This window comes from Gymnodinialimonas ulvae (genome assembly GCF_037543845.1).
GTDB lineage: Bacteria > Pseudomonadota > Alphaproteobacteria > Rhodobacterales > Rhodobacteraceae > Gymnodinialimonas > Gymnodinialimonas ulvae.
The window spans coordinates 572,299-596,177 of the sequence record NZ_JBBIFX010000003.1 but is presented as its reverse complement, the minus strand read 5'-3'; the positions used below and the strand labels follow the sequence as shown (position 1 = coordinate 596,177).

The window sequence follows — 23,879 nt, the reverse complement described above, 5'->3', positions numbered from 1 at the left end:
CGGTGTTGATAAGACGCAGACGCACGCGCTCGCCTGGTCGCATGTCCAGGTCGGGATAGGCCCTACCGTTCACCGTGACCGTGTTGCCCATCCGCCCGCCATGCGCGGCGGCATGAAGATCGTCCCAGCGGCCCTCGACAATCGCCGCGTCCGCATCGAGCAACCAATCATCCAGAACCAATGTCAGCTCGCGCATTGCTGCACCCGGCTCACCAAGCCATTGCTCGCGATCTTCAACGATCAAAGCCCCGGCCAGCCCGCGCGCTACCTGTTCAAAACCTCGATCGTGGGAGTGATACCAGTAGGTGCCGGGATCGGGGGCTACGAAGTCATAGTCGAAACTCTCACCCTGCGGCACGGGCGGTTGCGTCAGTGGCGCGGCTCCGTCCATCGCGTTTCCAATGCGGATCCCGTGCCAATGCACGGCGGTTGGTTGCGGCAGATCGTTGACTAGACGGTGCCGGACGCGCTCGCCCGCCGTGACGCGGATTTCCGGTCCGGGGATCGTGCCCGCACCCTCTATCGCGTAGGCCCAAACCGGCGTGGCCGGATACCCGGCAGGGGCAAGTTGCGCCGTGGACGGCGCGGCCCGCAGGATCGGCAAAACAGTATCGGCCAATGTCATTCGAGGGAGAAAGGCCGTTCCGCTAAGAGCAGCAGCGCTGGTCAGAACCGTGCGTCGTGAGATATGTGTCATCTTCGGTTTTCCAGTCATAGGTTCACCGGGGGCGTGGTGATCGAGGTCAGTGTAGCCGTCGCCAGCAGGATCAGGGCGACGGCGATGATTTCCATGCGGATCGAGCGGCGCAGCCTGCAAGACGCCGAAGGCTCGCCGGACGCAAGGGCGGGCACGAGCCGGAGCCTGTTCTTGGCGGCAAGGCCCAGAAGCCCAGTGACGACCACAAGCTTGGCGATCAACGTCCAACCATAGGCCGTTCCGAACAGCCCATCCACGGAACCGACCATCAGCCATACGAACGTGAGGCCCGCGAGGACGAGGATCGCGACGGTCCCGCTGGCAATTGTGCCGAAGCGGTGCAGCAGGGCAGCGCCCCCGGTCAGGCCCGCCGCGCGATGCAAAGGTGCGAGAGCGCCGATCCAGAAGGCCGCGGCCAGCAGATGCACACCCACGAGGACCGCGAGAAGCCAGCGCGGATCGCCAAGGGAATGGCCCACCAGCGAGTAGGATACAGCCACCAGCAGTGCGCCCAGAAGGCTTGCCGCAAGACCGATTGTCCCCTCGATCAGCACGGCAAGGATCAGTAGTTCACCCGCTCCGCGCCAGAGCGCCGCCGTGCCGAGCGGGCTGTCCCAGACAAGACCGAGCATTATGGGATTGACTGCGCCCTCAAAGCCCATGCCGGAAATGCGAGCCGACCGGATGCCGAAGCGCAGTGCCAGCACGGCGAGACCGAGCAGAGCCGCGATCACAGCGAGCTTTCGCGCCAGGCGCAGCACGTCATCCGGCGCAAATCTAAAGACCGCGACGAAGAGCGGCCCGCCCATGGCGACCAGCGCCGCTGCATATCCGGCGGCTTTCGCGAGGATCGCCAGAAGCGCCCAACCGTCTATGGGAGCAAGTCCCTCCACCGGTCAGTCCGCAACTGTGAAGTCGAAGCTGCCCTGCATCGGGTGGCCGTCAGAAGACAGGCCACGCCAATCTACGGTGTAGGCCCCGGCGGGCAAATATTCGGGCGGCATGGCCCGAAACTCCGTCACTGGATCGAGGCCGGTCTCGCGGGTGATGTCCAGATCGCCGTCCGGCCCGGTCAGGGCAATCGCGGTGACGCGCATTGGATCATCGAAGCGCAGCTCAATGACCTCGACCGTCTCAACTGTTGCCTCGTTTGCCGGAGTCGTATCTTCGGCTTTCGAGTGAGCCAGCGCGGCTGTCGCCGTCACCAATGTAGCCGCGAGGGCCAGAATTAACTGCTTCATTGTCTGTTCTCCATTGCGTCGTGGCGTTCGCGGATTTCCTGCGGCCAAGTCGATTTGATGTAGCTGAGGACAGCGATGATCTCATCGTCGGTCAGAACGCCCTCATAGATTGGCATATTGCTTGCGTAGTCCGGATCGCCAATCAGAGCGCCGGTGCCGTATTTGGTCAGACGGAACAGCGTGTCGCCGTCATGGTGCCACGTATGTCCGGTCTCATCGTGGGGCGGCGCGGGAAGCCGACCGTCCGGGCCGGGCGACCGCCAGTTCGGCTGACCTTCGAGGTTCGCACCGTGGCAGGAGGCGCAGTTCTCGGCGTAGATCGTCTGTCCAAGGGCCACCACGTCCGGGTTGGACGGCATCAGCACGGTCCGGGCCGGTGCCGAGGTTCCCCATCCGAAGGCGAGGGCAGCGGCTCCCGCAAGAACCGCTGCCCCCAAACCGAGCACGATAGTCCGGTTCACAGACCGGCCTGGTAGAAGACCTCGCCCTCACCGGCCTCGCCACCGAAGGCCAGCACGTCATACCGCGCGGTCGGATCATCCCCCATGCCGGGGGAGCCACCGGGCATTCCAGGAACCGCGATCCCGTCAATCTCGGGGCCTTCTTCGAGCAGTTTCGCAAGGGCAGCGAACGGCACATGACCTTCGACCACATAGCCGTCGATCATCGCGGTATGGCAGGACCACATCGTGCCGGGCACATCGTTGTCCAGCTTCACACTGGTGACATCGCGGGTGTCCGTGACCTCGATGTCGTAGCCTTCCTCGCGAGCCAGCGCGACCCAGGCACCGCAACAGCCGCAGGTCGGGCTTTTGGTGACGTGCATCGTGCCGTGATCGGCCATGCCGGAATGATTTTCGGCATGGGCCATACCGACCGCGCCGAAGGAGGCGAGGCCAAGGATCAGTGCTGCGGCAGGGGTGAAGGCGAGTAGTGTCTTGATCGGTTTCATGTCTGTTCCTCTCGACGGGAATACGTACGAGCAGAGCCCGTTCTGGTGTGATTGCAGGTTTGGAAGCCGCGCCCCCAGGAACGCGGCCAGCATCACGCCGTGCGGGGAGGGTCGATAGGGCTGGACGGTTCTATGCCTGTCAGCAGCAGGCTTGCGGCGATGAAGACATCCTCGCACGTCGCGGGGGCGTCGTCATGGTGGCCTGCATCGGGAAGCAGCGCGGGAAGCGCATGGCAGGTCTGGGAGCGTTCGGTGCTTTCCGAACAGCAGACCGGCTGATCGTCGGCCACGTCATTCATCGCCGCGTGGCTATGCTCCACGACAACCGCATGACCCGCGTCCATCGCCCCGGAGATCGAAGCGGATAGCGCGACCAAGACAACAAGAAGAAGCCGGATCAAACCCATGCAACATACCTATATGGGGTATACGGATATTTGCAAGCTGCAAGCTACGATACATTCTGTCGCTGGCGTCAATGCGCGTGTGCATCTTCCCCGAGCGCCATCATCAGATGATGTTCGCGATGATGGTCTTGGCTCGCCATCAGGCCGAAGAAGCTCAGTCCCTTGATCCGGGCGACAACGCCGGGATCATCGCTGGTGACGCGCAACTCGACGCCGTTTTCGACTTCGGCCGCGTCCACTGTCCAGCGATCATCCCGTGCAAGTTGCGCGGCATGGGCCGGAACCATGCGCCGGAGGGTGGCTATCGTCTCCGCATCGCCCGTCGCTATCATCGACATCCCGTTCGGCAGGTCCGTTTCCGTCACGACCGCATCCGACACCAGCCGGTCCATATCGACCAGATGTGCCCGTAGCCCCGCGAGATCGACCCGAGACCAATCCGTATCGGGATCGGCCTCCAGCACACGCACGACTTCGGAAAGCGCTGCAAAGGCGCCTTGCCCCGGTTCGGTCAGCGTCAAGCTGCCAGCGTGGCCTTCTTGACCATGCGCCGCGTGATCCATCGCCTGACCATGATCGGAGTACATCGTCTGCGCCAACGCAATGGCTGCGCCTCCCAAAATGACCGTCGCGGCCAGGATCACCATTAATCGCATTCTCATTCCTCGCTGGAGCTTTCATCGCACCCTACCGGATGCGTCCGAAAGCGCGTATGATTTCTATCATGTCCGGCTGGCAGCATATATTCGACAACGCGCCTCAGCGTGCTCTTGAGCAAGGAGAGACCCTTTTCCGGCGGGAGGATCGGGTCAGCCGCATGTATCTGGTGCGTCAAGGCGCGGTCGCGCTGGAACGTCCGATGAAAGACGGAACCTCACTTACCTTACATATCGCGACGGCGGGCGCTGCGCTGGCCGAAGCCTCCCTGTTCGCCACGAATTAACACTGCGATGCGGTTGCGCGCACACCTTCCCAAATTGCGACCATGCCCCGTGCCAATTTTTTGGCTGCATTGCGAGATAAACCGGACGCAGCTTTGAGTCTTATCGAAACCCACGCCCTAGAGGTCCAGGCTCAGCGGGCAAGCATCGAGATAATGCGCCTGCGCCGCGTCTCCGACAGGCTGGACGCATGGCTGGACCTTCACGGAGAGCCGGAGAAGGGCGAGTGGATCAGGGTCGCGGATCAGATCGGTGTGTCACCACCTGCAATATATCGCGAATTGGCGAAGCGGAGACCGTAATTTCGCATGAAGCTACCACCAGTAAGCGGCCATTCGTTGACCTCGCAGCATCAGAGACTCTGGGGCTCATCGCGGCCCAATGCATTTGCAGCAACGCCGCTTGCCAGCGACTTTCGGCAACGGCCATTCAGCAGGGCGCTATGCTCTCTTTGTCAGCGCGGTGCTGATGTCTGGGTTTGGAGGGAGGATCGGAGGGCATATTATGCCAAGAGTCCAACTTCCCGCAGTCACTCCAAAGCATAAAGCCTGGAACAAGAGCCGGATCATCGGTCAGAAACGACCCCTTCTTCCCAGACAGGTTTGGGCCATTCGTGCCCGGCTCGAACTTGCTAGTTATCTTCGTGACCTTGCGCTGTTTAACGTTGCGATCGATAGCAAGCTGCGCGGCTGTGACCTGGTCAAACTCGCCGTGGCCGATTTGGTCAAAGATGACCGCGTTCGTGAACGAGTTTCGATAATCCAGAGTAAGACCAAGCAACCCGTTCAGTTTGAACTTACTGAAAACACGAGAGATACAGTCATTGCGTGGGTAAGATCACCTGAGATGATCGGATGCCGCTTTATGTTCCCGAGCCGTTTCCATGACCGCCCGCATATCTCAACGCGGCAGTATGGCCGGTTGGTCCGTGACTGGGTGACAGCAATTGGTCTGGAACCCAGCGGATACGGAACACACTTGATGCGCCGCACCAAAGCTGCAGAGATTTACCGCAAGACGGGCAACCTTCGCGCCGTGCAGCTTCTGCTTGGCCACACGAAGGTTGATAGCACAGTGCGATATCTGGGCGTTGAGTTGGACGATGCGCTAAGCATAGCAGAAGAGATCGACATCTGAACGTCGTTGGCGGGCGGTTGCTGCCGTTCGCCAACCCAGAACGGACCTAGGAATTTCACGACACGGTCGGCGGTAGTGAGCCCAGTTTTCCGAATTTCTGCGTTGCGGCCAATGGCGGGTTTATCTCAAAACCGCAATGGCCACGGATCAAAGGCAAACCCGTTTACGCATCGAGTAGCGCGTCGATCACCGCGCATTCCGGCGCGGCATTACCAGTGCATCGTGCAACGGTTTCTGACAGGACACGCTCAATGCGTTTCAGATCTGCTATCTTGGCTCGAACGTCCGCCAGATGATCTTCCGCAATGATCTGAACCTCGGCGCAAGTGCGGGACTGGTCATCGACCAGCCCAAGCAATCCGCGAACCTCTTCGAGAGAGAAGCCGAGATCGCGGGAGCGCATGACGAATTTCAACCTTTTGACATGGGCGTCATCGTAGCTGCGATAGCCTTTCGCGCTGCGCGGCGGGTCCGGCATGATGCCGATTTTCTCGTAGTAGCGGATGGTTTCTAGGTTGCAGCCCGTGGCGCGGGCCAGATCGACCCGCCGGAGTGAAGTCACGCGTCCGTTATTCATCTCGCAGAAAAACCCCTTGAGCCTGTATCAACTACAGACCTTAGAACGGTGGAAATACCGATTCAAGGACGATTCGATGGAACGACATTTGGCAGAACTGCCGCAAACTCAGTCACATCAAACAGGCGACGAAACAACCAAGGGCTGGAGTGCCACTGGCCTCGGCGTCCTCGGTGCGCTGGCCATGACCTCGTGCTGCATCCTGCCGCTTGTTCTGGTCAGCTTTGGCGTGACAGGCGTGTTCATCGCGCAGCTCGGGGCGCTCTATGCCTACAAGTGGTACACCTTTGCGCTGAGCGCCGCGTTTTTGGGATACGGCTTCTACAAGGCTTACAAGCCTGTAGATGCCGAGGCCTGTGCCGATGGCACCTGCGCCCGCCCCATCGACCGCCGCATCATGCGCGCAACCCTCTGGGCCGCGTCCGCGATTGTCGCTGTCGCCATGATCTTTCCCTACATCACCCCCTTCATCCTGAATTTCTGAACGAGGACCAAGACCATGAAGCATCTCCTGCTATCCGCCCTGACCATCGCCGCACTCTCGACTCCGGCCCTCGCTGAAGAGCGCCAGGTCGAGATCGCCGTCAGCGAACTGACATGCCCGTCCTGCTCGTTCATCGTCGCCAGCTCGATGCGCGGTGTTCCGTCGGTCGAGATCGCCGCATTCGAGGACGGCCCCGAATACGGGCAGGGTGTTTACAGCGTGACCTACGATGACGCCGAAACTTCCATCGAAAGCATCATTGGCGCGGTGACGGCCAATGGCTATCCGGCGCAGGTGCTGCCCGACACAGCCTCCTGAGCCGTCTGCAATGCGTGACAATCTGATGGGTGGCCTGCTGGCCTTCGGAATAGCGGCTCCGGTCGTGGTCGTCTGCTGCGGCGGAACTGCCGTGCTTGCAGCGTTGTTCGGCGGCGTTGGGGCTTGGCTCTCTGGAATGAGTGGCATTGCCGTGCTGGTTTTGGCGGGTCTGACCTACCTGATCGTCCGCGCACTGCGTCGTTCGCAAATGAAACGGGCCTCCAGCACCGAACCATCACGAAGAAAGACGGCCCATTGACTGACACACCAGAAAATCCCGACCGACTGCTGAAATGGGGGCTTGGCGGTGCGCTCTTCGCCGCGCTCTGCTGCTTTACGCCGCTTCTGGTCGTCATCGTCGCTGGCGTCGGATTGTCGGCCCTAACGGGTTGGCTCGATTACGCCCTGTTCCCGCTGCTGTTTTTCAGCCTCGCCGTGGTGGCACAGGCCCTTTGGCTGCGCGCTGGCAAACCGGGACCGGCCCCGAAACTTTGGGCCACCGGCCTCGCGGCGGCTCTGTCGATCCTGATCATTCTTTTTGAGTTCAGGTTCGCATTACGGATCACAATCGGCGTTTTCGCCGCCACAGCACTCTACGCGGTTCTCGTGAACCGTGCGCAAAAAAAAGGAACGCTCTCATGATGATGGGATGTTGCACCGCCACCGGGATGTTCTTCGGTCTTCTCGGCATGCTCACACCGCTGATCGCAATCGGCGCGGTCATTTATCTGTTCGCTGTCAAATCGAACAACTCCGAGTATGGTGAGGCGCGCTGAGATGAAAGACCTGAACAAAAACGACGATGGACAGGGCGGCTATGACCTGATCGTCCTCGGGGCGGGGTCGGCGGGGTTCTCCGCCGCAATTACCGGCGCGGATGCCGGAAAGCGCGTCGCTCTCGTGGGACATGGCACCATCGGCGGAACCTGCGTCAACGTGGGATGCGTGCCCTCCAAGGCAATGATCCGCGCGGCAGAGGCCGTGCACGGTGCGGGGGCTGCCAAGCGGTTCCCCGGTCTATCAGGCCACGCGCAAGTCGATGATTGGCAGACGCTCGTTCAGTCCAAGGACGATCTGGTCGCGACCCTGCGCCAGAAGAAATACGCGGACCTTCTGCCGGAATACGAGCGTGTCGATTACATCGACGCCGGTCCCGCGCGGCTGATCGAAGGTGGCGTGACAGTCGGTGAGCGAACCCTGAAAGCACCGAGGACCATCATCGCCACGGGCGGGCGTCCCGTCCTGCCGACCATCGACGGCATCGAGGAAATCGGCGCGCTCGACAGCACCAGTCTTCTGGAGCTCGAAGTACTGCCTAAAAGCCTGATCTTCATCGGCGCGGGTTACATCGGCGCGGAACTGGCCCAGATGATGAGCCGCATGGGCGTGAAGGTCACGCTTGTCGCCCGTTCGCATCTGTTGCCCGGCGCGGAACCAGAGGTCTCGGAGGCATTGGCGGCGGCGTTCGAGGCCGAAGGCATCACCCTTCTGACCGGGTTAAGCTACGACACTGTGCGCCGCGACGACGCAGGCGTGACGCTACGCGTGATCCAGAAAGGAAAGCCTGTCGAAGTAACGGCGGATCACCTCGTTTCGACCGCTGGCAGGCGGGCCAATACCGAAGATATGGGCCTGGACGCAATCGGCGTTGAAACAGACGCGCGCGGGTCCATCGTCGTCGGCGAGGACATGCAGACATCGGTGCGAGGCATCTATGCGGCGGGCGATGTGACCGATCGTGACCAGTTTGTCTATATGGCGGCCTACGGTGCAAAGCTCGCGGCCAGAAACGCGGTTCTCGGCGAAGACAATCGTTACGACAACACCGCGATGCCGTGGGTAGTGTTTTCCGACCCTCAAGTCGCGGGCGTCGGTCTCGGTGAAGCCCAGGCTCGGGACGCGGGCTTCGACTTAAAGACGTCCATCGTGCCGCTCGATCAGGTGCCGCGCGCGCTGGCCGCACGCGACACGCGCGGATTGATCAAGCTGGTGGCGGACAGAAAGTCCGACCGGCTGCTTGGCGGCCAGATCATCGCGCCCGAGGGGTCCGATACGATCCAGACCCTCGTTATGGCGCTGAAGTTCGGCATGACTACCAAGGCACTCGGCGAGACGGTCTTCCCCTATCTGACGACCGTGGAAGGGCTGAAGCTGGCGGCTCAAACCTTCGATATGGACGTGGCAAAGTTGAGCTGCTGCGCCGGATAGACCCAAGACAAGGACCGGAGAATGAGCGAAGACTACGACCTGATCGTCATCGGGGCTGGCATGGCAGGCGTGGCCGCGGCGAATAAGTGTGGCGCAGCAGGATGGTGTGTCGCCATTGTCGATGCGCTGCCCTACGGCGGCACCTGCGCATTGCGTGGCTGCGATCCAAAGAAAATCCTGCGGCGCGGTGCGGAAATCATCGACTCAGTCCGGCTCATGCAGGGCAAGGGGATCGATCCCGGTGATCTGTCGATCAACTGGGCCGATCTGATGGCCCACAAGCGCGGCTTCACCGACCCGGTGCCGGACAGGATGGAAAAGGGCCTGATCGGAAACGGCGTCGAAACCCTGCATGGAGCCGCGCGGTTCACGGGAGACAACACGCTGGAGGTCGATGGGACGACATATCTGTCGAAGCGGTTCCTCGTGGCCGCCGGTGCCATGCCCAGGCCGCTCGGCTTCACAGGGGCCGATCTCGTGATCGACAGCACAGATTTTCTCAACCTTGAGGCCCTTCCCGAACGGCTTCTCTTCATCGGTGGCGGCTTCGTGTCCTTCGAGTTTGCGCATATCGCCGCACGGGCCGGAGCCAACCCGATCATCGTGGATCGTGGCGCCCGGCCCTTACGCGGCTTCGATCCCGATCTGGTCGAAATGCTGATCGAGCGCGGCGCCGGTATCGGCGTGGACCTGATGCGCGAGACCGAAATCGTCTCGGTCGCAGAAGCCAATGGAGCATTCAACGTCGAGGTGAAGTCAGGCGATCAGAACCGGACAATCGAAACCGATCTGGTGGTGCATGGCGCGGGCCGCGTTGCAGCCCTGGCCGATCTGGACCTGGAGGCCGCCAAGGTTGACTACAGCGACAAAGGCATCGTCGTTGCACCGCATCTGCGGAGCACCACAAACAGCGCGGTCTTTGCCGCCGGAGATTCCGCAGACACCGATGGCATGCCGCTGACGCCGGTCGCGGTGATCGAAGGGAAGGTCGCGGCCTCCAACATGCTCAAGAACGCGCAGACCGTGCCAGACTATGCGGGCATTCCGACAGCCGTCTTCACGGTCCCGGAAGTGGCGCGTGTCGGCATGTTGGAAAGTGAGGCAAGGGACGCTGGGTATGATGTCGATGTCCGATTCACCGACACTGGCGGTTGGTATTCGAACTACCGGATCGGCGAGACCTCCGCCGCCGCGAAGATCCTCGTGGACAAGTCGAACGGCAATATCCTCGGCGCGCACCTGTTCGGCCCTGAATACGGCGAGCTGATCAATTTCTTCGGGCTGGCGATCAAGCTGGGCCTGACCGCAAAACAGCTTCAGTCGATGACGGCGGCCTATCCAAGTGTTGGATCGGATTTGGGGTCGCTGCTTTAACGCAAGCGCCCCTACTCATCCTTCAGATCGCTCCTCGCATCACGGACAATCATCCACGACGAATGGAGGAACAGCCCTGCAATGGCGAAAGCAACGATGAGATCGGGCCAGGCGCTGCCAAGCCACGCGACCAGTCCGGCTGCGATCACCACGGCGAGGTTCCCGATGGCGTCGTTGCGCGAAAACAGCCAGACGGCCCGCATGTTGGCATCGCCCTTGCGGTGCTTCAGCAGCGGCAGAACCGCAAGAATGTTCACGATCAACGCGCCCACCGCGAAGGCTCCCATCAACCCGGCTTCGGGCGTCGTCTGATTGAGAACGCGCCAAATCGTGCTGCCGACAACGCCAAGGCCCAGAAGGCCCAGAAACACGCCCTGGATCATCGCCGACCGCGCCCGCCATGTCAGGCTCCAGCCGATGGCGAGCAGGCCAAGAAACGTGATCGCACCATCGCCCAGAAAATCGAGCGCATCGGCCTTCAGCGCCTGCGAGCCGGACAGGAACCCGCCGAACATCTCGACCACGCCGTAGCCGAGATTGAGCGCGACCACGATCCAGAGCGCGCGGCGATAACTCGGGTCCTTGTAGGCCGGATCGGACGATGTATCGCCGTCCTCGATCTTCTCGAAACCGTAGCCGGTCGCGTCGAGCGCGGGCCGCACTTTCGGCAGGTCGCCGTCCGCGATCCGCAATGTCATGATGTGGGTCGCGGCGGACACTTTCACGTCGCCTTCGGCCACGCCCGCAGACCGGGCCGCGCGCTCGATCTCGGCGGCATCTTTCGCGCAGTCCATGCCCTGCACCCGCATGCGGATCGGCGTGGTGGCCGTCGGCAACGTGCTGTTCTCGGCCTGGCTCATGTGCAATCCTCTTCAAGTTGACGGGCGAAAGGAGCCGCCGCTAACGTATCAGTGGATAATGATATGACGACGCAAGACGTTCAAGACGATCTTTTGGCACCCGACGGCCTGGAGCTGCGGGCAAAGCTCTTCCGGGGCCTCGGCGATCCCAGCCGTCTGGCGATCCTCAATGCGCTGGTGGCGGGCGAACGCAGCGTTCAGGAGATTGTCGGAAATACAGGGCTCGGGCAGCCCAATGTTTCGAACCATCTGCGGTGCTTGCTAGACTGCGGGCTGGTCAGCCGTCGCAGCGAGGGCCGGTTCGTCAGATATAGTCTGGCGGACAGGCGCGTCGCCGGGCTGATCCGTGACGCGGATCACCTCCTTGCCTCGACCGCAACCGGTATCGACAACTGCGAGCGCTATACCGAGTAGTCAGCGTCCTGTCGGCTGGGAAACCCGAAAAACCTCGGCGTCCGTTTCCGATACGTGCGGTAGGACGCGCCATAGACCTCTTCCAGCCACGGCTCTTCGGCGAACGGAGCGAGCGCAAAGGCAATCACACCGCCTGTCGCAATGATCCATGCAGCGGGAGTGGCGGACAGGATCGCCCATCCGACCAAGATGCCCATGTCTGCCACGTATTGCGGGTTGCGCGACCAGAGGTAGAAGCCATCGGTCTTTAGCTTGGCCGCCGCGCCACTGGTTGCATCGAGGCCGATGCCCAAAGCCGCAGGCCAGACCACGGCATTGCCCGCCATGATCAGTGGCAGGCCCATGCCCCAGCGAAGATAGAGCGGCCAGTCCAGCATGTTCCATTTGGCGAGGCCCACGAGGGTCGCACCTCCGAAAACCGCGAGGGTCGGGAGCCAAACCATGATCTGGCTGAACCAGCTCACCCGTTGCGGGGGCCAGAGGCGGCGAAATGGGACGAGGATCGACCAAAGCAGCATCGCAATGAGAGCTGCTTCACAGACAAGCGCGACCGCCAGCGCGAAGGGAACAAGATCGTTCATCCGTGCCGCTCCTCGCCATGCCCCCGCCCGCCGAACTCGGACGGGTCGTCGCAGGCGTGGCGCGCACATTCCAGCTCCAGCGTCGTGTGCTCGATGTCGAACCGGTCGGCGAGTGTCGTCTTGATCCAATCTTTCACTGCGTCGGCATCGTTCCAGCGGCCTTCGGCGATGACGACATGCGCGTCCAATGCGGCGCGGTGTTCATCCATCTGCCAGAAATGCGCGTGATGGATGCCTGTCACGCCGTCGATTCCGCGCACGGTTTCAAGAACCGCGTCCGTCTCGATCTCCGGCGGCGATCCGAGCATCAGGATACGGATCACCGGACCGATCTCGCGGAACGATTGCCACAGGATGTAGCCCGCGATCAGCACCGTCACGAGCGGGTCGATCAGACGCCAGTCATAGAGCAGGATTAGCGTGCCCGCGACGATCACGGCGACAGAGCCGAGCGCATCTGCCACGTTGTGCAGGAAGGCCGCGCGAATGTTCACGCTGGACTTGGACATGGCGTAGGTCAGCGCGGCCGTCACCGCGTCCACGATCAGCGCGATGCCCGCGATGACGACGATCAGCCAGCCCTCCACGGGCTGCGGATCGGCAAAGCGCATCGCCGCCTCGTAGAGCAGGTAGAGGCCGATCACGATCAGCGTGGTATAATTGATGAGGGCGGCGACGACCTCGACCCGACCGTAGCCGAACGTCATGTCGGCATCGCGGGGTCGCCGCGCGATCTTCCGGGCCGCGAAGGCGATGATGAGCGAGATCGCGTCGGAGAAATTGTGGAGCGCGTCCGCGATCAGGGCGAGCGAACCGGAAACGATACCGCCCACGATCTGCGCGACCGTCAGGCCCATATTGACCGCGATGGCGGCAAAGACCCGGCGGTCGCCCGCCTCTGGATCGACGTGATGATGATGGCCGTGACCCATGGCGGCTCCTTTCGATTCGTATCGTTTCAGGATAGATACGACCTACAGCGACTGTAGGTTCAAGGGCCAATGATGAAAGAATATTCCATCGGGCAGATGTCGCGCCGGACGGGCGTGAAGGTCACGACGATCCGCTACTACGAAAGCCGGGGCCTGATACCGGCACCGGCGCGGACGACAGGCGGACAAAGGCGCTACGACGAAGCGGCGCTCGAACGGCTCGCCTTCCTGCGTCATGCGCGGGAACTGGGCTTCAATCTCCATGACATCGCCGATCTGATGGCATTGGCCGAAGCTCCGTTAAAGGACTGCGCACCCGCCCACGAGATCGCATGCAAGCAGCTCGCGGCCGTGGATCGGCGCATGAGAATTCTCACGCGGCTTCGGGAAGAGCTGGTGCGGATGGCTGACGCGGATGATCCCGGCCATGCCGGAAAATGTCGCGTCATTCAGGTTTTGGGGGACCATCGGCTTTGCATCGGTGCGCACGATGCGTCGGGTGCCAAACCTGACTTGACCGAGCGCTGAACAGCAATGTCAGTTGCACTGATAACAAAATTTGAGCCATCTGTAGCAGCGGCGATATTGATCATCCTAAACCGAACCAATTCTCCAAAAGCAGTCGTCGGTGCAAACGCGGCGAAAGCTCACTTTGTCCGCGTCTGTTGTGTCCGATCTGACTGCAGCGAAGATACGGTCTCGGTTCCGATCATAACCATGCCTACGAATGACCGGTCTGACGACAGTTGCTTCAAAGCCGGGTATCGCCTGCCGCGAGTGCAAACAAATGCTGCGTCAGCAACATCTCCAAACATCAATGTCGAGAAAGTCCGCAAGCAAGGCATTCAGTGGCGATGCAGCGAATGACCGCTTCAAGTAGGCCTTCTTGCTATCCTGAAGCCTCGGAAGATGTTGTCCCTTCGTCCCAACTCAAGGTGTCGTTCGCAAAACGGCTGTCGATCGAGCATCATCGAGACTCACATGCGCACGTGGCACTCCGCGATCAAACTCCCCCATGTCTGGCGGCTGCACGTAAAACCTACCGACCGAGCCTGATCTGCATACCTTGTCAACGGTGCGTCAGGTATGTCGTCCTTGCCTACGAATATCATCCGTTTGGCCCCCGCGCGACGCAAGCGACGCATGGCATCATCGAAGGGGTCTTCGGGATCCGTTTCGCCTTCAAGGCCGTAAAGGATGGGCGCATAGCCAGCGGCCAGCTTTTCCAGTGACTTCACGCCGAAACCCGCGACTGGAACCGCTTCCTCGAGCAACAGCACGATATCGAACAGCAACCGGCCACCGATGGCAAGTAGGTCGGCATCGGGCGTGTTCCCAAGCTCCAGGTCGAGCGGTATGAGGACCGTGTGCGCCATCTGGGCGGTGATTTCACGGGATCCCTTGAGCGCCGCGCTGCGATTTGCGTGGGAGAGGTCGTTTAGGGTTGGGATCGCCTTCCGGAACGGAACGTGTTGATACGCGACGCTCAGGCTACGCAGGTCCTGGTCCGAGACAAACACGGTGTCGCAAGTTGGTATGCCATACTTGTGCAGCCGTCTTTCCAGTCGGCTCAGCGGTTCACCTATGGTCACGGTCAATTGATCCTCGCGGACAATTGCCAAATGAGGCTCCTGCGCGTCCTCGGCGACCTCAGGTAGATGTAGCGGCCCCTTGGATAGTGCGATGACAGGCAGTCCTGTCTCAAGCGCGAGGCGGATCAGCGCGGCTTCGAAGGTCTCCGGCAGCTGACTGCCGATGATCGGGCCACTGTTCACAGGAACTGGATAGAGAGCAGCGTGCGGCGCCGTGAGGTCGAGGCAGATCGCGCGTGGGCGGCTTCTGGGTTGGGTTGGTTCTGTCATTTCACGCCTCCTGTTCCCGAAACCTCACCATCATCTTCGCCGGACAACTTTTTCTCCTGATCTCCGCAGTATCCCTCATGCCCCACGAAAGCCCTCCTCAATCTGCTCTGCGACGCAGATCGCCTGTGCTTCCCAGGTCTCGATGGCGATTGCGCTGATGCCTTCCGCCTTTTTGCCCCATCTGCGGTAAAATTCTGTCGGCGTCGATCGATCGCCGAGCCGATACCAGCGTGAGACGGTGCGCGCCCAGCCTGCGTCGGGATCGATACCGCAGAGCGGGGATGTATGGATCATAGGACCGATGGACGCGGGATGCGCATCAACATCACCGACGAGATGCGCGCCGGTATCGCCATCAGATCGGACGGATACCCAGCCCGCCAGGAATGGCGCGCAATCCAGTTCCGCCGCTGTCGGCCCAGTCACCGCCAATTCGAGCGACCGCAGCCGCATGCGGGTCGTGATCAGCCGCCAGATGTCCTCATAGGCGAATACCCATTCGAATGCGGTGACGTAGAGCCCGCCGTCGATGCGGGTCGGTTCAAACTCGGGCGCGACTGTCAGGAATGTCTCCTGCAGGCCGCGTTCGAGGTCGTCCCACGACACCACCGTGTCGTCATCATGCCCCTCCGCGCAGAGGGGGCGGACCGACCGAAGCCTTTGGAGCAGGTCGAGATCACGCTCATTCGGATCCATGGCGGCTCTCCCATGCGCAGGCGTCTCGCAAATAGGCCGCCGAGACATCCGGCTGCTCTTTCGGATATCCGATGGAGACGTTTCTGACGTCCGTGGTGCCGATCCCCTCCCGCAGCCTTCGGTGGGAATGACCGAAGAACCAGGCGTCCGGCTGATGGCGCGCGATGAGATCGGAGAGATCCGAGTGAAATGCGGGCGTGAGAGCATCGGGCGCCCCTGCAACGCGGGGGTCCGGCCCATGATGTGTGACGACGACCGTCCGCGCTGCATTCCCCAAGGGATGCGGCTGCGCCAGCGCGGCGGTCAGCCAGTTGCGATGATCGTGATGAACCTCCAGGACATCTTCCGGTTTGATCCATGGATGCGGCGTCCAAGCGGCGGGGCTATGGTCCTTTGGCAGTTCATCCGGCGGTCGCCTAGCGATCCGGGAATAGTCCCGCATCACCTGCTGCGCGACGCTCATGGCCACTGGCTGATCGCTCAGCAGGTCGAAATCGGTCCAGAGCGTGCAACACAGCAAGCGCGTATCACCGTGCAGCAAAGCCGTCTTCTGAACGAAATGCGCGCCAACCTTTGCAGCTTCCTGCGCCAGCAGCGGGTCGTCCGAGATGCAGCCGCCGTAGTAGTCGTGGTTGCCCGGGAAAACATAAGTCTTCTGCGGCGGGACGTAGCGCGCGAGAAAGGCGAAGGCCGTTGCCCAGTTAGCGACAGGGCCGTTGATCAAGTCGCCCGCGAGGATGAGGGCGTCGACGTCGAACAGCTTGTCCTCGATAGAGGACACGTCGATCGGATTGAGCGCCCAGTTGAGGTAGGTGTTCAGATGCATGTCCGCGAGGATGACGACTCGGCCCGTGTTGAAGGGGATGGCAAGCGTTTGCATGGCGATCTCCTCAGTTCAGGACCGGCTGGTGGGTCAGCGCCACGGCGCGGTCGAGCATCCGGCTGACGGTCCGCAGGGTCAGCCGTGTATTGGGGACGCCGCAGCGATCGAACACCTCGATCAGTGCAGCCAGGGCCGGATCGGGCAAGCCGCGCCGTGTGCCCTCAGTGACGGCGAACGCGCGCAGTTGGCCGGGTGTCAGGTCGGGCAGGTCCAGCACCACGCAGCGGCTTTGCAGCGGTTCCGGTAGCCCATCGCGCGAGTTGGCGGTTAGGACCCAGTTCACCCAGGACATGTCGAGCCTCACCTGGAAGAACGGGCACTGCCAGTCCCGGGCCGTCATGCGTTCCAGCAATGGCAGCAGCGCGTCGGTCAACGTGTGGCGGGTGCCCTTGTTCGAATAGACCTCGTCGGACTTCTCGACCTCATCGACGATCACCAATGGCCCGCCGTGGCGCTCGCGCAGCACGGTTTGCACCAACTTGCCCGGTGATGCGCTGCCCCAGCCCTTTTGCAGGCCCACGAGGGAGAACGCCGCGGGTTCACCCGTGGCTTCGATCTTAGTTGTCGGAACCGAAAGGTGATGCGCCAAGCGCCGCGCCCAATGGCTCTTGCCGATCCCCGGCGAGCCGACCAGCACCAACGGATCGAACCGGACGCCTGGCAACCCGTCGCGCGCCGATGCGCGCAACCCACGCCAAACCTCCTCCGTCGCTGGCGCCATCCATGGCATCTCGGCGTGGAGCGCAGCCGCGATCTCATCGGCCTCATGCTCGGTGGCAAGATGGGCGACCGGCACGCCGCCGCGTAGGGGCGTCAGCCGTGCCCGGTGCTCTTCGCTCAGATGATACATGCCGGTCGAGGAATGCACCCGCTCCAACAACCGCATCGCGCGGCGCTTGATACGGCGCAGATCAGTGTCGGTCACCAGATTGTAGGGCTGCACGAGGTCATCCTCGGTGATCCGCCCCGCTTCAAGGTCGGCAGTCTGCGCGCTCCGGCGGACCTCCTTGAGGAAGCTCTTCCACCGCGCTTCGACGTCGCGGAGCTTGGCCACGTCGTCGATGAAAGTGAGGTCGTGGAACGGGATTGTGGTCTGAGAACGGGTCATGGCGGAGTCCTTTCAGGGCGCAAACCAAAGCGTGCGCGGCTGCCCCGCGCCGGAAGGCGGTGGGCAATGGAAGATGAAAGGTTCCGGAACCTGTTGGATCAGGAAGAGATCACCGCGGCCAATCTGTCAAATCGGGGCAGATTAAGCAGGTCTCCGACTTTTCGAGACGCTGGGGAGACGGTGATAAGCTGCTGAATCTATTATATATTCCGAAGAGTTAGCGGTGAATGCTCACAGTTTTGCGCGCACTTATTGTTTCTTTCGCGCGCACTTCTGGTTTTTCTGGCATCAGGCAGTTTTGGCGACCCCGGCAGGATTCGAACCTGCAACCTGCCCCTTAGGAGGGGGCTGCTCTATCCAGTTGAGCCACGGGGCCACATCGCATTTGTCCGCGATTTGTTTCGCTCCCGCAAGCGCTTGCGAACGTTGGTCGGGCGGGCGTATCAAGGGCTATAGGCGCACTCTACCAAAGGATGATCCCTTGCGCGGACGAAATCCATTTGATGGCAAACCGCAGATGACCCTGCGCGACGTGGCCGATGCGGCTGGCGTCAGTGAAATGACGGTCAGCCGGGTTCTGCGAAACCGGGGCGATGTCTCCGAGCGCACGCGGGAGCGCGTGTTCGAGGCGGCGCGCACCCTGGGCTACGTCCCCAACAAGATCGCCGGCGCACTCGCCTCGAACCGCGTGAACCTTGTGGGCGTCGTGATCCCATCGCTCTCCAATATGGTGTTTCCCGATGTGCTTCACGGCATCGGTGCGGTGCTCGACGACACCTCCCTGCAGCCTGTGATCGGCACGTCGCAATACGATGCGGCCAAGGAAGAGCGGGTCATCTACGAGATGCTGTCCTGGCGGCCCTCTGGCCTGATCGTTGCGGGCTTGGAACATACAGAAGCGGCGCGTGCCATGATGCGGGCGGCGGGTGTTCCCGTTGTCGAAGTCATGGATGTGGACGGCGACCCGGTCGCGGGAGTTGTCGGCATCAGCCATTCGGCGGCGGGCCGGTCGATGGCAAAGGAGATTGTAACGCGCGGGTATCGGCGGATCGGATATCTCGGGTCAAGCTCCAACGCGGATGCGCGTGCGCAGAAGCGGTATCGCGGCTTCAAGGAAGGCGTGGCGGAGGCCGGTCTCAGCCTTGCCGATGAGATCTTTTATGACGGCACCTCCGGTTTCGGCACCGGGCGCAGCATGACAAAGGCGCTTTTGGACCGGGCCCCGGATCTGGATTTTCTCTACTACAACACGGACATGAACGCGGCGGGCGGGCTGCTATATTGTCTTGAGATGGGGAAGGACATCCCCGGTGAGATCGGCCTGGCTGGGTTCAACTCATTCGAAGTGCTAGACGGCCTTCCCATGCGCATCGCCACGATGGACAGCCAGCGCGACGCGATTGGGCGTAAGGCGGCTGAGCTTATGGTCGCGAATGAGCTGACCTCGGAAGTGTTTGAACTAAAGCCAGAGTTTCTGCCCGGCGATACGGTGCGAAACGGTTGAAGAACTGACCTTTGGCGCGGGCCGGCGATGGCCGCTGAAGTGCGAGCTGTCAGGTCACCGATCCGGCGTGCGCCTCGCCGATCCGGTCAGCGTCAGGGTCAGTTCGACACTGTCCGTCGCATAGTGGCTCTCCTCGATCCGCCAAAGCCCGTCAACCCGGCGCAGCGTCCCATGCGCGAAGGTTTCTTTGCCAAGGACATGGCCACGCAGGACGTGTTGCGACACGAACGTGGCTTGCACACACGATTTGCTCCGGAACAAGGCAGAGGTTGTGTGGCGTTTCAGGTCCAGGATGCCATTGGCATCAAAATATGCACAGGCATCGTCGTAGAGGCGCCGAAGATCGTTTTCCGTCTCAAGGCGTCGTTCGCCCTCGAACGTGCCTACGGTTTGGGGAAGAAAAAAACCGATCGGCAAAGGCTGGAAAATTCCGGTTCCAATAGGCGTCGCGGGTCACTTCAAGCACATGATCGGAGACCTTCACCGGATCGTCGAACTCCGGGTCAAAGGGGGCGGCAACGGACATTTTGCAATGCTAGCACTGCGGCAGGTTCACGGCGAGGCCGCCCTGGCTGGTTTCCTTGTACTTCGTGTTCATATCGAGACCCGTCTGCCGCATGGCCTCGATGCAATTGTCCAGTGGCATGAAATGGGTGCCGTCACCGCGCAATGCGAGGGATGCGGCCGAGACCGCCTTGATGGCCCCCAGGCCATTGCGCTCGATGCATGGCACCTGCACCAGTCCGGCCACCGGATCGCATGTCATGCCCAGGTGATGTTCCAACGCGATCTCGGCGGCATTTTCGATCTGCTCATTGGTGCCGCCCAAGGCCGCACAGAGACCAGCCGCCGCCATGGCCGACGCGCTTCCGACCTCTCCCTGACAGCCGACCTCGGCCCCGGAGATCGAAGCATTGTGCTTGATCAGCCCGCCAATCGCCGCCGCCGTCATAAGAAACGCCCGGCGGCCGTTTTCGGTCGCGCCGATGCAATGGTCTCGGTAGTAGCGCAGCACTGCAGGCACGACACCCGCCGCGCCATTGGTGGGTGAGGTCACAACCCGACCACCGGCGGCGTTTTCCTCGTTGACCGCCATTGCATAGACCGACAGCCAATCATTGGCGACATGGGGCTGTGCAAGGTTGGTGCCTGCCTCGGCCTTCAATTGCTCATGGATGTGCTTCGCCCTGCGTTTGACGGCGAGGCCACCGGGCAATTCGCCCTCCATCCGCAGGCCACGGTCAATGCAATCGTCCATTGCCTGCCAAACACCATCAAGCCGGTCTTGCACTTCGGTGCGGGGCGCAAGGGCTGTTTCGTTTTCCCATTTCATCTGGGCGATGCTCTTGCCCGTCGCCCGCCCCATGGCCAGCATTTCCTGAGCGGATCCGAAGGGATGCGGAAAGCCTGCCTGTTCCTTTTCGGCATGCAGCGCGTCGGGACCTTCACCTTGACCTGCAAGCTCGGCAGCCGTCACCACGAAGCCACCCCCGATGGAATAATAGGTTTCCTCAAGATACAGGTTCCCGGTCTCGTCATAGGCGCGCAGGATCATTCCATTGGCATGGCCAGGCAGGGTTTGATCGTAGTCGAACGTCAGATCGGTCTCAGGCCGAAACCGCAGCGCCGGCAGGTTCGGCGGTGTGACGATACCGTTTGTGTGGATCTCCGCCTCCAGCGCTTCGGCGCGATCGGGGTCCAGTGTTGCGGGCTCAAAACCAGCAAACCCAAGGATTACGGCACGGTCGGTGGCGTGGCCTTTGCCGGTAAATGCAAGCGAGCCATGAAGGGATGCACCCAGTCCGGCCAATGTGCCCGCGCCGGGCTCCTTCTCGCGCCCGGATCGGAGGTCCTCCAAAAACCGCGCGGCTGCGGTCATGGGCCCCATCGTATGAGACGACGAGGGGCCAATGCCGATTTTGAAGATGTCGAAGATCGAAAGGAACATGCCCTGCGTTTAGCCTGCACCGGTGCGATTCCAAAGGATCTGTACGACGCGCCATATCGGATTTGCGACGCATTCCATGGTGCGTCACAGCGAAGTGAACCGCGAAGCCTTGGGTTTGTTCGGATTGCGTCGCCATATGGGTGGCTCCGTTGAAAGGACCCATCGCCATGCCCAAAGCCGTTCTCCACCGTATGGATCTTCCCGAATACACCTGCGGGTACGGAACCGCTGCCCGCGACCTGCTGCGCCGCAAGGGGTTCGAGATCGAAGATCATGTGTTGCGCACGCGGCGTGAAACCGACGCGTTCAAGGACAAGCACCACATCACCACGACGCCGTTGATCTTCATCGAAGGGGAACGGATTGGCGGCTTCACGGACCTGAAGGCATATCTCAAGGCGCAAAAGCCCGGACGGAAACGCCTGTTCGGGCGCTAGGGGTCAGGCAACGTTGGGAAAAATGGTGAGCCCGACAGGATTCGAACCTGTGACCAATTGATTAAAAGTCAACTGCTCTACCAGCTGAGCTACGGGCCCACTCAAGGGCGCGTTCCTAAGAGGCCCCCTGTGACTCGTCAAGCGAAAATCCGGGGCTCCTGCGCCGCGCCCCTTTGAAGTTACGCAGCGCACGCGTATATGCCCGCCATGTCCAGCACAGACTCACATCTCGGCCTTCCGTTTCTGAAGATGCACGGCCTCGGCAACGACTTTGTCATCGTCGATGCCCGGACCGATGCCGCCACGATGACCCCTGCGCTTGCGAAGGGGCTGGGTGATCGGCATCGCGGCGTCGGCTTTGATCAGCTTGCGGTGATCCGGGATGGCGAAGATACCGATCTGCACCTGACGTTCTGGAATGCCGATGGGTCCACGGCCGGGGCCTGCGGCAATGCCACGCGCTGCATCGCGCGGCGCGAAATGGAGCTGACCGGCAAACACCGCATCACCCTGCGCACCGAACGTGGCATTCTGGAAGCCGTGGATGAAGGCAACGGCCTGACCTCGGTCAACATGGGCCAGCCCGTCATGTCGTGGCAGGGCATTCCACTTAAGGGGGCCTGCGATACGTTGCATCTGCCGCTGGATGGCGTGCCCGTGGCAACCGGAATGGGCAATCCGCATTGCACCTTCTTCGTCAAAGATGCCGAGGCGGTCGATCTGGAAACGCTGGGGGCGAAGTTCGAACACCATCCGCTGTTTCCCGAACGCACCAATGTGCAATTCGCCCATGTCATCGGGCGCGATCACCTGCGGATGAGGGTGTGGGAACGGGGGGTTGGCGTGACGCTGGCGTCCGGGTCGTCGTCCTGCGCGGTTGCGGTGGCGGCGGCGCGCCGGGGTCTGACGGGGCGGCGCGTGCGTCTGACGCTGGATGGCGGCGAAATCCACGTCGATTGGCGCGATGATGGCGTTTGGATGACCGGCCCAACCGCCCATGTCTTTTCAGGTGAACTGACGCCTGCCTTTCTGGACAGCCTCGCATGAGCAACCCTCCGGTGTTCCACACGCTTGGCTGCCGTCTCAACGCCTACGAGACCGAAGCGATGCGCGAGATGACGCAAGCCGCCGGCCTGCAGGATGCGGTGATCGTGAACACTTGCGCCGTCACGTCCGAAGCCGTGCGCAAAGCCCGGCAGGAAATCCGCAAGCTGCGGCGGGACAATCCCGACGCACGCCTGATCGTCACCGGATGCGCCGCGCAGACCGAGCCGCAGACGTTCGAAGCCATGGCCGAGGTCGACCTTGTCCTTGGCAACACCGAAAAGATGCAGCCCGCGACCTGGGACAGCCTGCCTGCCGATTTCATCGGGCAGACCGAAAAGGTGCGTGTCGATGACATTATGTCGGTCGAGGAAACCGCCGGACACCTGATTGATGGGTTCGGGCGCCACCGTGCCTATGTGCAGGTTCAGAACGGCTGCGATCACCGCTGCACCTTCTGCATTATTCCCTACGGGCGCGGGAACAGTCGCTCCGTCCCGGCGGGCGTGGTGGTCGAACAGATCAAGCGGCTGGTCGACCGGGGCTTCAATGAGGTGGTGTTGACTGGCGTCGATCTGACGTCATGGGGCGCTGATCTTCCGGGTCAGCCGAAACTTGGTGATCTGGTGATGCGGATCCTGCGGCTTGTCCCGGACCTGCCGAGGATGCGCATCAGTTCCATCGACTCGATCGAGGTGGATGAAAACCTGATGCAGGCCATCGCGACCGAGCCGCGCCTGATGCCGCATCTCCACCTCAGCCTTCAGCATGGCGATGACCTGATCCTCAAGCGCATGAAGCGGCGCCATCTGCGTGACGATGCGATTGCCTTCTGCTCCGAGGCCAAACGCCTGCGGCCTGACATGACGTTCGGGGCCGATATCATCGCCGGGTTTCCGACCGAAACCGAATCGCAGTTCGACAATTCCCTGCGATTGCTTGAGGACTGCGACCTGACCTGGTTGCATGTGTTCCCCTACAGCCCACGTCCCGGAACGCCCGCGGCCCACATGCCGCAAGTCGATGGGCGTGCGATCAAGGCCCGCGCGGCGCGGCTGCGTGCGGCAGGAGAGGCGCGCGTTGCCGCTCACCTGTCCAAACAGATAGGGCAGAAACACAACATCCTTGTTGAAAAACCCCGGATGGGACGCACCGAACACTTCGCCGAGGTTGCCTTTGGTCAAGATCAGCCGGAAGGCGAGATCATCAGTGCCAAGATCGCCGGAGCAACGGACCGTCAACTCTTGGCGTGTACGGTTGAACCGGCCTAGTCC

The 23,879-nt window shown here is 61.7% G+C and carries 32 protein-coding genes and 2 tRNA genes; 15 read left to right on the top strand and 19 right to left on the bottom strand.

Annotated elements, in window-relative coordinates; genetic code table 11:
* The 7 genes from V8J83_RS17060 to V8J83_RS17030 form a co-directional block, all read right to left on the bottom strand.
* Positions 1-625, bottom strand: a 625-nt coding sequence (locus V8J83_RS17060) for a multicopper oxidase family protein (protein WP_339987670.1), incomplete at its 3' end; no start/stop codon positions are given.
* Between the two features lie 86 nt (positions 626-711).
* Positions 712-1,590: a CopD family protein gene (locus V8J83_RS17055; protein ID WP_339987668.1), complete on the bottom strand. Its 879-nt coding sequence runs from the start codon at positions 1,588-1,590 to the stop codon at positions 712-714.
* Between the two features lie 3 nt (positions 1,591-1,593).
* Positions 1,594-1,938, bottom strand: coding sequence for a copper resistance CopC family protein (locus tag V8J83_RS17050; RefSeq protein ID WP_339987667.1), 345 nt, complete (start codon positions 1,936-1,938; stop codon positions 1,594-1,596).
* Complete coding sequence (locus tag V8J83_RS17045; RefSeq protein WP_339987665.1) at positions 1,935-2,399, bottom strand: c-type cytochrome; 465 nt, start codon at positions 2,397-2,399, stop codon at positions 1,935-1,937. The genes V8J83_RS17050 and V8J83_RS17045 overlap by 4 nt, the downstream gene beginning before the upstream one ends.
* Complete coding sequence (locus tag V8J83_RS17040; RefSeq protein ID WP_339987663.1) at positions 2,396-2,890, bottom strand: DUF411 domain-containing protein; 495 nt, start codon at positions 2,888-2,890, stop codon at positions 2,396-2,398. Before V8J83_RS17040 ends, V8J83_RS17045 begins: the two co-directional genes overlap by 4 nt.
* A gap of 92 nt (positions 2,891-2,982) precedes the next feature.
* Positions 2,983-3,297 carry a hypothetical protein gene (locus V8J83_RS17035; RefSeq protein ID WP_339987662.1) on the bottom strand — a complete coding sequence of 105 codons (315 nt, stop codon included), beginning with the start codon at positions 3,295-3,297 and terminating at the stop codon, positions 2,983-2,985.
* A 68-nt stretch (positions 3,298-3,365) separates the two neighbouring features.
* A complete protein-coding gene (locus tag V8J83_RS17030) occupies positions 3,366-3,953 on the bottom strand; it encodes a hypothetical protein (protein ID WP_339987660.1) in 588 nt (195 codons plus the stop codon).
* A 68-nt stretch (positions 3,954-4,021) separates the two neighbouring features.
* Here V8J83_RS17030 and V8J83_RS17025 point away from each other — a divergent pair, with 68 nt between their 5' ends.
* Together V8J83_RS17025 and V8J83_RS17020 are read left to right on the top strand one after the other, a co-directional pair.
* Entirely contained in the window at positions 4,022-4,240 is a 219-nt protein-coding gene (locus V8J83_RS17025; protein WP_339987658.1) for a cyclic nucleotide-binding domain-containing protein, read from the top strand.
* Between the two features lie 502 nt (positions 4,241-4,742).
* On the top strand, positions 4,743-5,375 hold the full coding sequence (locus V8J83_RS17020) for a tyrosine-type recombinase/integrase (protein WP_339987698.1): 633 nt from the start codon (positions 4,743-4,745) through the stop codon (positions 5,373-5,375).
* Between the two features lie 163 nt (positions 5,376-5,538).
* Here V8J83_RS17020 and V8J83_RS17015 read toward each other — a convergent pair whose 3' ends face one another.
* Positions 5,539-5,952, bottom strand: a complete 414-nt coding sequence (locus V8J83_RS17015) for a MerR family transcriptional regulator (protein WP_282129540.1) — start codon at positions 5,950-5,952, stop codon at positions 5,539-5,541.
* 76 nt (positions 5,953-6,028) lie between these two features.
* On the opposite strand from V8J83_RS17015, the gene V8J83_RS17010 reads away from it, so the two are divergent.
* From V8J83_RS17010 to V8J83_RS16980, 7 genes are read left to right on the top strand one after another with little or no spacing between them, the layout of a single operon-like run.
* Positions 6,029-6,436 carry a mercuric transporter MerT family protein gene (locus V8J83_RS17010; RefSeq protein WP_282129541.1) on the top strand — a complete coding sequence of 136 codons (408 nt, stop codon included), beginning with the start codon at positions 6,029-6,031 and terminating at the stop codon, positions 6,434-6,436.
* A 15-nt stretch (positions 6,437-6,451) separates the two neighbouring features.
* The gene (locus tag V8J83_RS17005) at positions 6,452-6,754 is read left to right on the top strand and encodes a heavy-metal-associated domain-containing protein (protein ID WP_055688104.1); all 303 of its coding nucleotides are present in this window, start codon (positions 6,452-6,454) and stop codon (positions 6,752-6,754) included.
* 10 nt (positions 6,755-6,764) lie between these two features.
* Complete coding sequence (locus V8J83_RS17000) at positions 6,765-7,013, top strand: hypothetical protein (RefSeq protein WP_339987652.1); 249 nt, start codon at positions 6,765-6,767, stop codon at positions 7,011-7,013.
* The gene (gene merF / locus V8J83_RS16995) at positions 7,010-7,396 is read left to right on the top strand and encodes a mercury resistance system transport protein MerF (protein WP_339987650.1); all 387 of its coding nucleotides are present in this window, start codon (positions 7,010-7,012) and stop codon (positions 7,394-7,396) included. Before V8J83_RS17000 ends, merF begins: the two co-directional genes overlap by 4 nt.
* The gene (locus V8J83_RS16990) at positions 7,393-7,530 is read left to right on the top strand and encodes a hypothetical protein (protein ID WP_339987648.1); all 138 of its coding nucleotides are present in this window, start codon (positions 7,393-7,395) and stop codon (positions 7,528-7,530) included. The genes merF and V8J83_RS16990 overlap by 4 nt, the downstream gene beginning before the upstream one ends.
* Position 7,531: 1 nt before the next feature.
* On the top strand, positions 7,532-8,962 hold the full coding sequence (gene merA, locus V8J83_RS16985) for a mercury(II) reductase (protein WP_339987646.1): 1,431 nt from the start codon (positions 7,532-7,534) through the stop codon (positions 8,960-8,962).
* Positions 8,963-8,983: 21 nt separating this feature from the next.
* Positions 8,984-10,336 (top strand): dihydrolipoyl dehydrogenase family protein, encoded by a 1,353-nt coding sequence (locus V8J83_RS16980; protein WP_339987645.1) that lies wholly within the window; start codon positions 8,984-8,986, stop codon positions 10,334-10,336.
* 11 nt (positions 10,337-10,347) lie between these two features.
* On the opposite strand, the gene V8J83_RS16975 is transcribed toward V8J83_RS16980, so the two are convergent.
* Positions 10,348-11,196 (bottom strand): cation diffusion facilitator family transporter, encoded by an 849-nt coding sequence (locus tag V8J83_RS16975; protein ID WP_339987643.1) that lies wholly within the window; start codon positions 11,194-11,196, stop codon positions 10,348-10,350.
* A gap of 63 nt (positions 11,197-11,259) precedes the next feature.
* Here V8J83_RS16975 and V8J83_RS16970 point away from each other — a divergent pair, with 63 nt between their 5' ends.
* Positions 11,260-11,610, top strand: a complete 351-nt coding sequence (locus V8J83_RS16970; RefSeq protein WP_339987642.1) for an ArsR/SmtB family transcription factor — start codon at positions 11,260-11,262, stop codon at positions 11,608-11,610.
* Here V8J83_RS16970 and V8J83_RS16965 read toward each other — a convergent pair.
* Together V8J83_RS16965 and V8J83_RS16960 are read right to left on the bottom strand one after the other, a co-directional pair.
* Positions 11,598-12,191 (bottom strand): methyltransferase family protein, encoded by a 594-nt coding sequence (locus V8J83_RS16965; protein ID WP_339987640.1) that lies wholly within the window; start codon positions 12,189-12,191, stop codon positions 11,598-11,600. The genes V8J83_RS16970 and V8J83_RS16965 overlap by 13 nt on opposite strands.
* Positions 12,188-13,123, bottom strand: a complete 936-nt coding sequence (locus V8J83_RS16960) for a cation diffusion facilitator family transporter (RefSeq protein ID WP_282128707.1) — start codon at positions 13,121-13,123, stop codon at positions 12,188-12,190. The genes V8J83_RS16965 and V8J83_RS16960 overlap by 4 nt, the downstream gene beginning before the upstream one ends.
* A gap of 72 nt (positions 13,124-13,195) precedes the next feature.
* Here V8J83_RS16960 and V8J83_RS16955 point away from each other — a divergent pair, with 72 nt between their 5' ends.
* Positions 13,196-13,651, top strand: a complete 456-nt coding sequence (locus V8J83_RS16955) for a MerR family transcriptional regulator (RefSeq protein WP_339987638.1) — start codon at positions 13,196-13,198, stop codon at positions 13,649-13,651.
* A gap of 449 nt (positions 13,652-14,100) precedes the next feature.
* On the opposite strand, the gene V8J83_RS16950 is transcribed toward V8J83_RS16955, so the two are convergent.
* The 5 genes from V8J83_RS16950 to V8J83_RS16930 all read right to left on the bottom strand — a co-directional run bounded on the left by V8J83_RS16950 (position 14,101) and on the right by V8J83_RS16930 (position 18,048).
* Complete coding sequence (locus V8J83_RS16950) at positions 14,101-14,985, bottom strand: hypothetical protein (RefSeq protein ID WP_339987637.1); 885 nt, start codon at positions 14,983-14,985, stop codon at positions 14,101-14,103.
* 75 nt (positions 14,986-15,060) lie between these two features.
* Positions 15,061-15,681, bottom strand: coding sequence for a DUF6634 family protein (locus V8J83_RS16945; RefSeq protein ID WP_339987635.1), 621 nt, complete (start codon positions 15,679-15,681; stop codon positions 15,061-15,063).
* The gene (locus V8J83_RS16940) at positions 15,668-16,561 is read right to left on the bottom strand and encodes a metallophosphoesterase (protein WP_339987634.1); all 894 of its coding nucleotides are present in this window, start codon (positions 16,559-16,561) and stop codon (positions 15,668-15,670) included. Before V8J83_RS16940 ends, V8J83_RS16945 begins: the two co-directional genes overlap by 14 nt.
* A 10-nt stretch (positions 16,562-16,571) precedes the next feature.
* A complete protein-coding gene (locus V8J83_RS16935; protein WP_339987633.1) occupies positions 16,572-17,672 on the bottom strand; it encodes an AAA family ATPase in 1,101 nt (366 codons plus the stop codon).
* 299 nt (positions 17,673-17,971) lie between these two features.
* Positions 17,972-18,048, bottom strand: a tRNA-Arg gene (locus V8J83_RS16930).
* Between the two features lie 141 nt (positions 18,049-18,189).
* On the opposite strand from V8J83_RS16930, the gene V8J83_RS16925 reads away from it, so the two are divergent.
* On the top strand, positions 18,190-19,176 hold the full coding sequence (locus tag V8J83_RS16925; protein WP_339987632.1) for a LacI family DNA-binding transcriptional regulator: 987 nt from the start codon (positions 18,190-18,192) through the stop codon (positions 19,174-19,176).
* Between the two features lie 54 nt (positions 19,177-19,230).
* Here V8J83_RS16925 and V8J83_RS16920 read toward each other — a convergent pair whose 3' ends face one another.
* Together V8J83_RS16920 and V8J83_RS16915 are read right to left on the bottom strand one after the other, a co-directional pair.
* Complete coding sequence (locus V8J83_RS16920) at positions 19,231-19,593, bottom strand: hypothetical protein (RefSeq protein ID WP_339987630.1); 363 nt, start codon at positions 19,591-19,593, stop codon at positions 19,231-19,233.
* 118 nt (positions 19,594-19,711) lie between these two features.
* Positions 19,712-21,124, bottom strand: coding sequence for an L-serine ammonia-lyase (locus V8J83_RS16915; RefSeq protein WP_339987629.1), 1,413 nt, complete (start codon positions 21,122-21,124; stop codon positions 19,712-19,714).
* A gap of 167 nt (positions 21,125-21,291) precedes the next feature.
* Here V8J83_RS16915 and V8J83_RS16910 point away from each other — a divergent pair, with 167 nt between their 5' ends.
* Positions 21,292-21,561, top strand: coding sequence for a glutaredoxin family protein (locus V8J83_RS16910; protein ID WP_339987628.1), 270 nt, complete (start codon positions 21,292-21,294; stop codon positions 21,559-21,561).
* Positions 21,562-21,584: 23 nt separating this feature from the next.
* Here V8J83_RS16910 and V8J83_RS16905 read toward each other — a convergent pair.
* A tRNA-Lys gene (locus V8J83_RS16905) sits at positions 21,585-21,660 on the bottom strand.
* A gap of 108 nt (positions 21,661-21,768) precedes the next feature.
* Here V8J83_RS16905 and dapF point away from each other — a divergent pair.
* Both dapF and mtaB read left to right on the top strand, forming a co-directional pair.
* Positions 21,769-22,608 (top strand): diaminopimelate epimerase, encoded by an 840-nt coding sequence (gene dapF, locus V8J83_RS16900; RefSeq protein ID WP_339987626.1) that lies wholly within the window; start codon positions 21,769-21,771, stop codon positions 22,606-22,608.
* The gene (gene mtaB, locus V8J83_RS16895) at positions 22,605-23,876 is read left to right on the top strand and encodes a tRNA (N(6)-L-threonylcarbamoyladenosine(37)-C(2))-methylthiotransferase MtaB (RefSeq protein WP_339987625.1); all 1,272 of its coding nucleotides are present in this window, start codon (positions 22,605-22,607) and stop codon (positions 23,874-23,876) included. Before dapF ends, mtaB begins: the two co-directional genes overlap by 4 nt.
* Positions 23,877-23,879: the final 3 nt, after the last annotated feature.

What these genes read in the sequence shown, in the direction of transcription:
- V8J83_RS17030 (WP_339987660.1), bottom strand. Translation starts at nt 3,953, where the DNA reads ATGCGATTAATGGTGATCCTGGCCGCGACGGTCATTTTGGGAGGCGCA.
- V8J83_RS16910 (WP_339987628.1), top strand. Translation starts at nt 21,292, where the DNA reads ATGCCCAAAGCCGTTCTCCACCGTATGGATCTTCCCGAATACACCTGC.
- V8J83_RS16970 (WP_339987642.1), top strand. Translation starts at nt 11,260, where the DNA reads ATGACGACGCAAGACGTTCAAGACGATCTTTTGGCACCCGACGGCCTG.
- mtaB (WP_339987625.1), top strand. Translation starts at nt 22,605, where the DNA reads ATGAGCAACCCTCCGGTGTTCCACACGCTTGGCTGCCGTCTCAACGCC.
- merA (WP_339987646.1), top strand. Translation starts at nt 7,532, where the DNA reads ATGAAAGACCTGAACAAAAACGACGATGGACAGGGCGGCTATGACCTG.
- V8J83_RS17035 (WP_339987662.1), bottom strand. Translation starts at nt 3,297, where the DNA reads ATGGGTTTGATCCGGCTTCTTCTTGTTGTCTTGGTCGCGCTATCCGCT.
- V8J83_RS16965 (WP_339987640.1), bottom strand. Translation starts at nt 12,191, where the DNA reads ATGAACGATCTTGTTCCCTTCGCGCTGGCGGTCGCGCTTGTCTGTGAA.
- V8J83_RS17040 (WP_339987663.1), bottom strand. Translation starts at nt 2,890, where the DNA reads ATGAAACCGATCAAGACACTACTCGCCTTCACCCCTGCCGCAGCACTG.
- V8J83_RS16950 (WP_339987637.1), bottom strand. Translation starts at nt 14,985, where the DNA reads ATGACAGAACCAACCCAACCCAGAAGCCGCCCACGCGCGATCTGCCTC.
- V8J83_RS16955 (WP_339987638.1), top strand. Translation starts at nt 13,196, where the DNA reads ATGAAAGAATATTCCATCGGGCAGATGTCGCGCCGGACGGGCGTGAAG.
- V8J83_RS16990 (WP_339987648.1), top strand. Translation starts at nt 7,393, where the DNA reads ATGATGATGGGATGTTGCACCGCCACCGGGATGTTCTTCGGTCTTCTC.
- V8J83_RS17050 (WP_339987667.1), bottom strand. Translation starts at nt 1,938, where the DNA reads ATGAAGCAGTTAATTCTGGCCCTCGCGGCTACATTGGTGACGGCGACA.
- V8J83_RS16960 (WP_282128707.1), bottom strand. Translation starts at nt 13,123, where the DNA reads ATGGGTCACGGCCATCATCATCACGTCGATCCAGAGGCGGGCGACCGC.
- V8J83_RS17010 (WP_282129541.1), top strand. Translation starts at nt 6,029, where the DNA reads ATGGAACGACATTTGGCAGAACTGCCGCAAACTCAGTCACATCAAACA.
- V8J83_RS16945 (WP_339987635.1), bottom strand. Translation starts at nt 15,681, where the DNA reads ATGGATCCGAATGAGCGTGATCTCGACCTGCTCCAAAGGCTTCGGTCG.
- V8J83_RS17025 (WP_339987658.1), top strand. Translation starts at nt 4,022, where the DNA reads ATGTCCGGCTGGCAGCATATATTCGACAACGCGCCTCAGCGTGCTCTT.
- V8J83_RS16935 (WP_339987633.1), bottom strand. Translation starts at nt 17,672, where the DNA reads ATGACCCGTTCTCAGACCACAATCCCGTTCCACGACCTCACTTTCATC.
- V8J83_RS16975 (WP_339987643.1), bottom strand. Translation starts at nt 11,196, where the DNA reads ATGAGCCAGGCCGAGAACAGCACGTTGCCGACGGCCACCACGCCGATC.
- V8J83_RS16915 (WP_339987629.1), bottom strand. Translation starts at nt 21,124, where the DNA reads ATGTTCCTTTCGATCTTCGACATCTTCAAAATCGGCATTGGCCCCTCG.
- V8J83_RS17005 (WP_055688104.1), top strand. Translation starts at nt 6,452, where the DNA reads ATGAAGCATCTCCTGCTATCCGCCCTGACCATCGCCGCACTCTCGACT.
- V8J83_RS16980 (WP_339987645.1), top strand. Translation starts at nt 8,984, where the DNA reads ATGAGCGAAGACTACGACCTGATCGTCATCGGGGCTGGCATGGCAGGC.
- V8J83_RS17000 (WP_339987652.1), top strand. Translation starts at nt 6,765, where the DNA reads ATGCGTGACAATCTGATGGGTGGCCTGCTGGCCTTCGGAATAGCGGCT.
- dapF (WP_339987626.1), top strand. Translation starts at nt 21,769, where the DNA reads ATGTCCAGCACAGACTCACATCTCGGCCTTCCGTTTCTGAAGATGCAC.
- V8J83_RS17015 (WP_282129540.1), bottom strand. Translation starts at nt 5,952, where the DNA reads ATGAATAACGGACGCGTGACTTCACTCCGGCGGGTCGATCTGGCCCGC.
- V8J83_RS16940 (WP_339987634.1), bottom strand. Translation starts at nt 16,561, where the DNA reads ATGCAAACGCTTGCCATCCCCTTCAACACGGGCCGAGTCGTCATCCTC.
- V8J83_RS16925 (WP_339987632.1), top strand. Translation starts at nt 18,190, where the DNA reads ATGACCCTGCGCGACGTGGCCGATGCGGCTGGCGTCAGTGAAATGACG.
- V8J83_RS17020 (WP_339987698.1), top strand. Translation starts at nt 4,743, where the DNA reads ATGCCAAGAGTCCAACTTCCCGCAGTCACTCCAAAGCATAAAGCCTGG.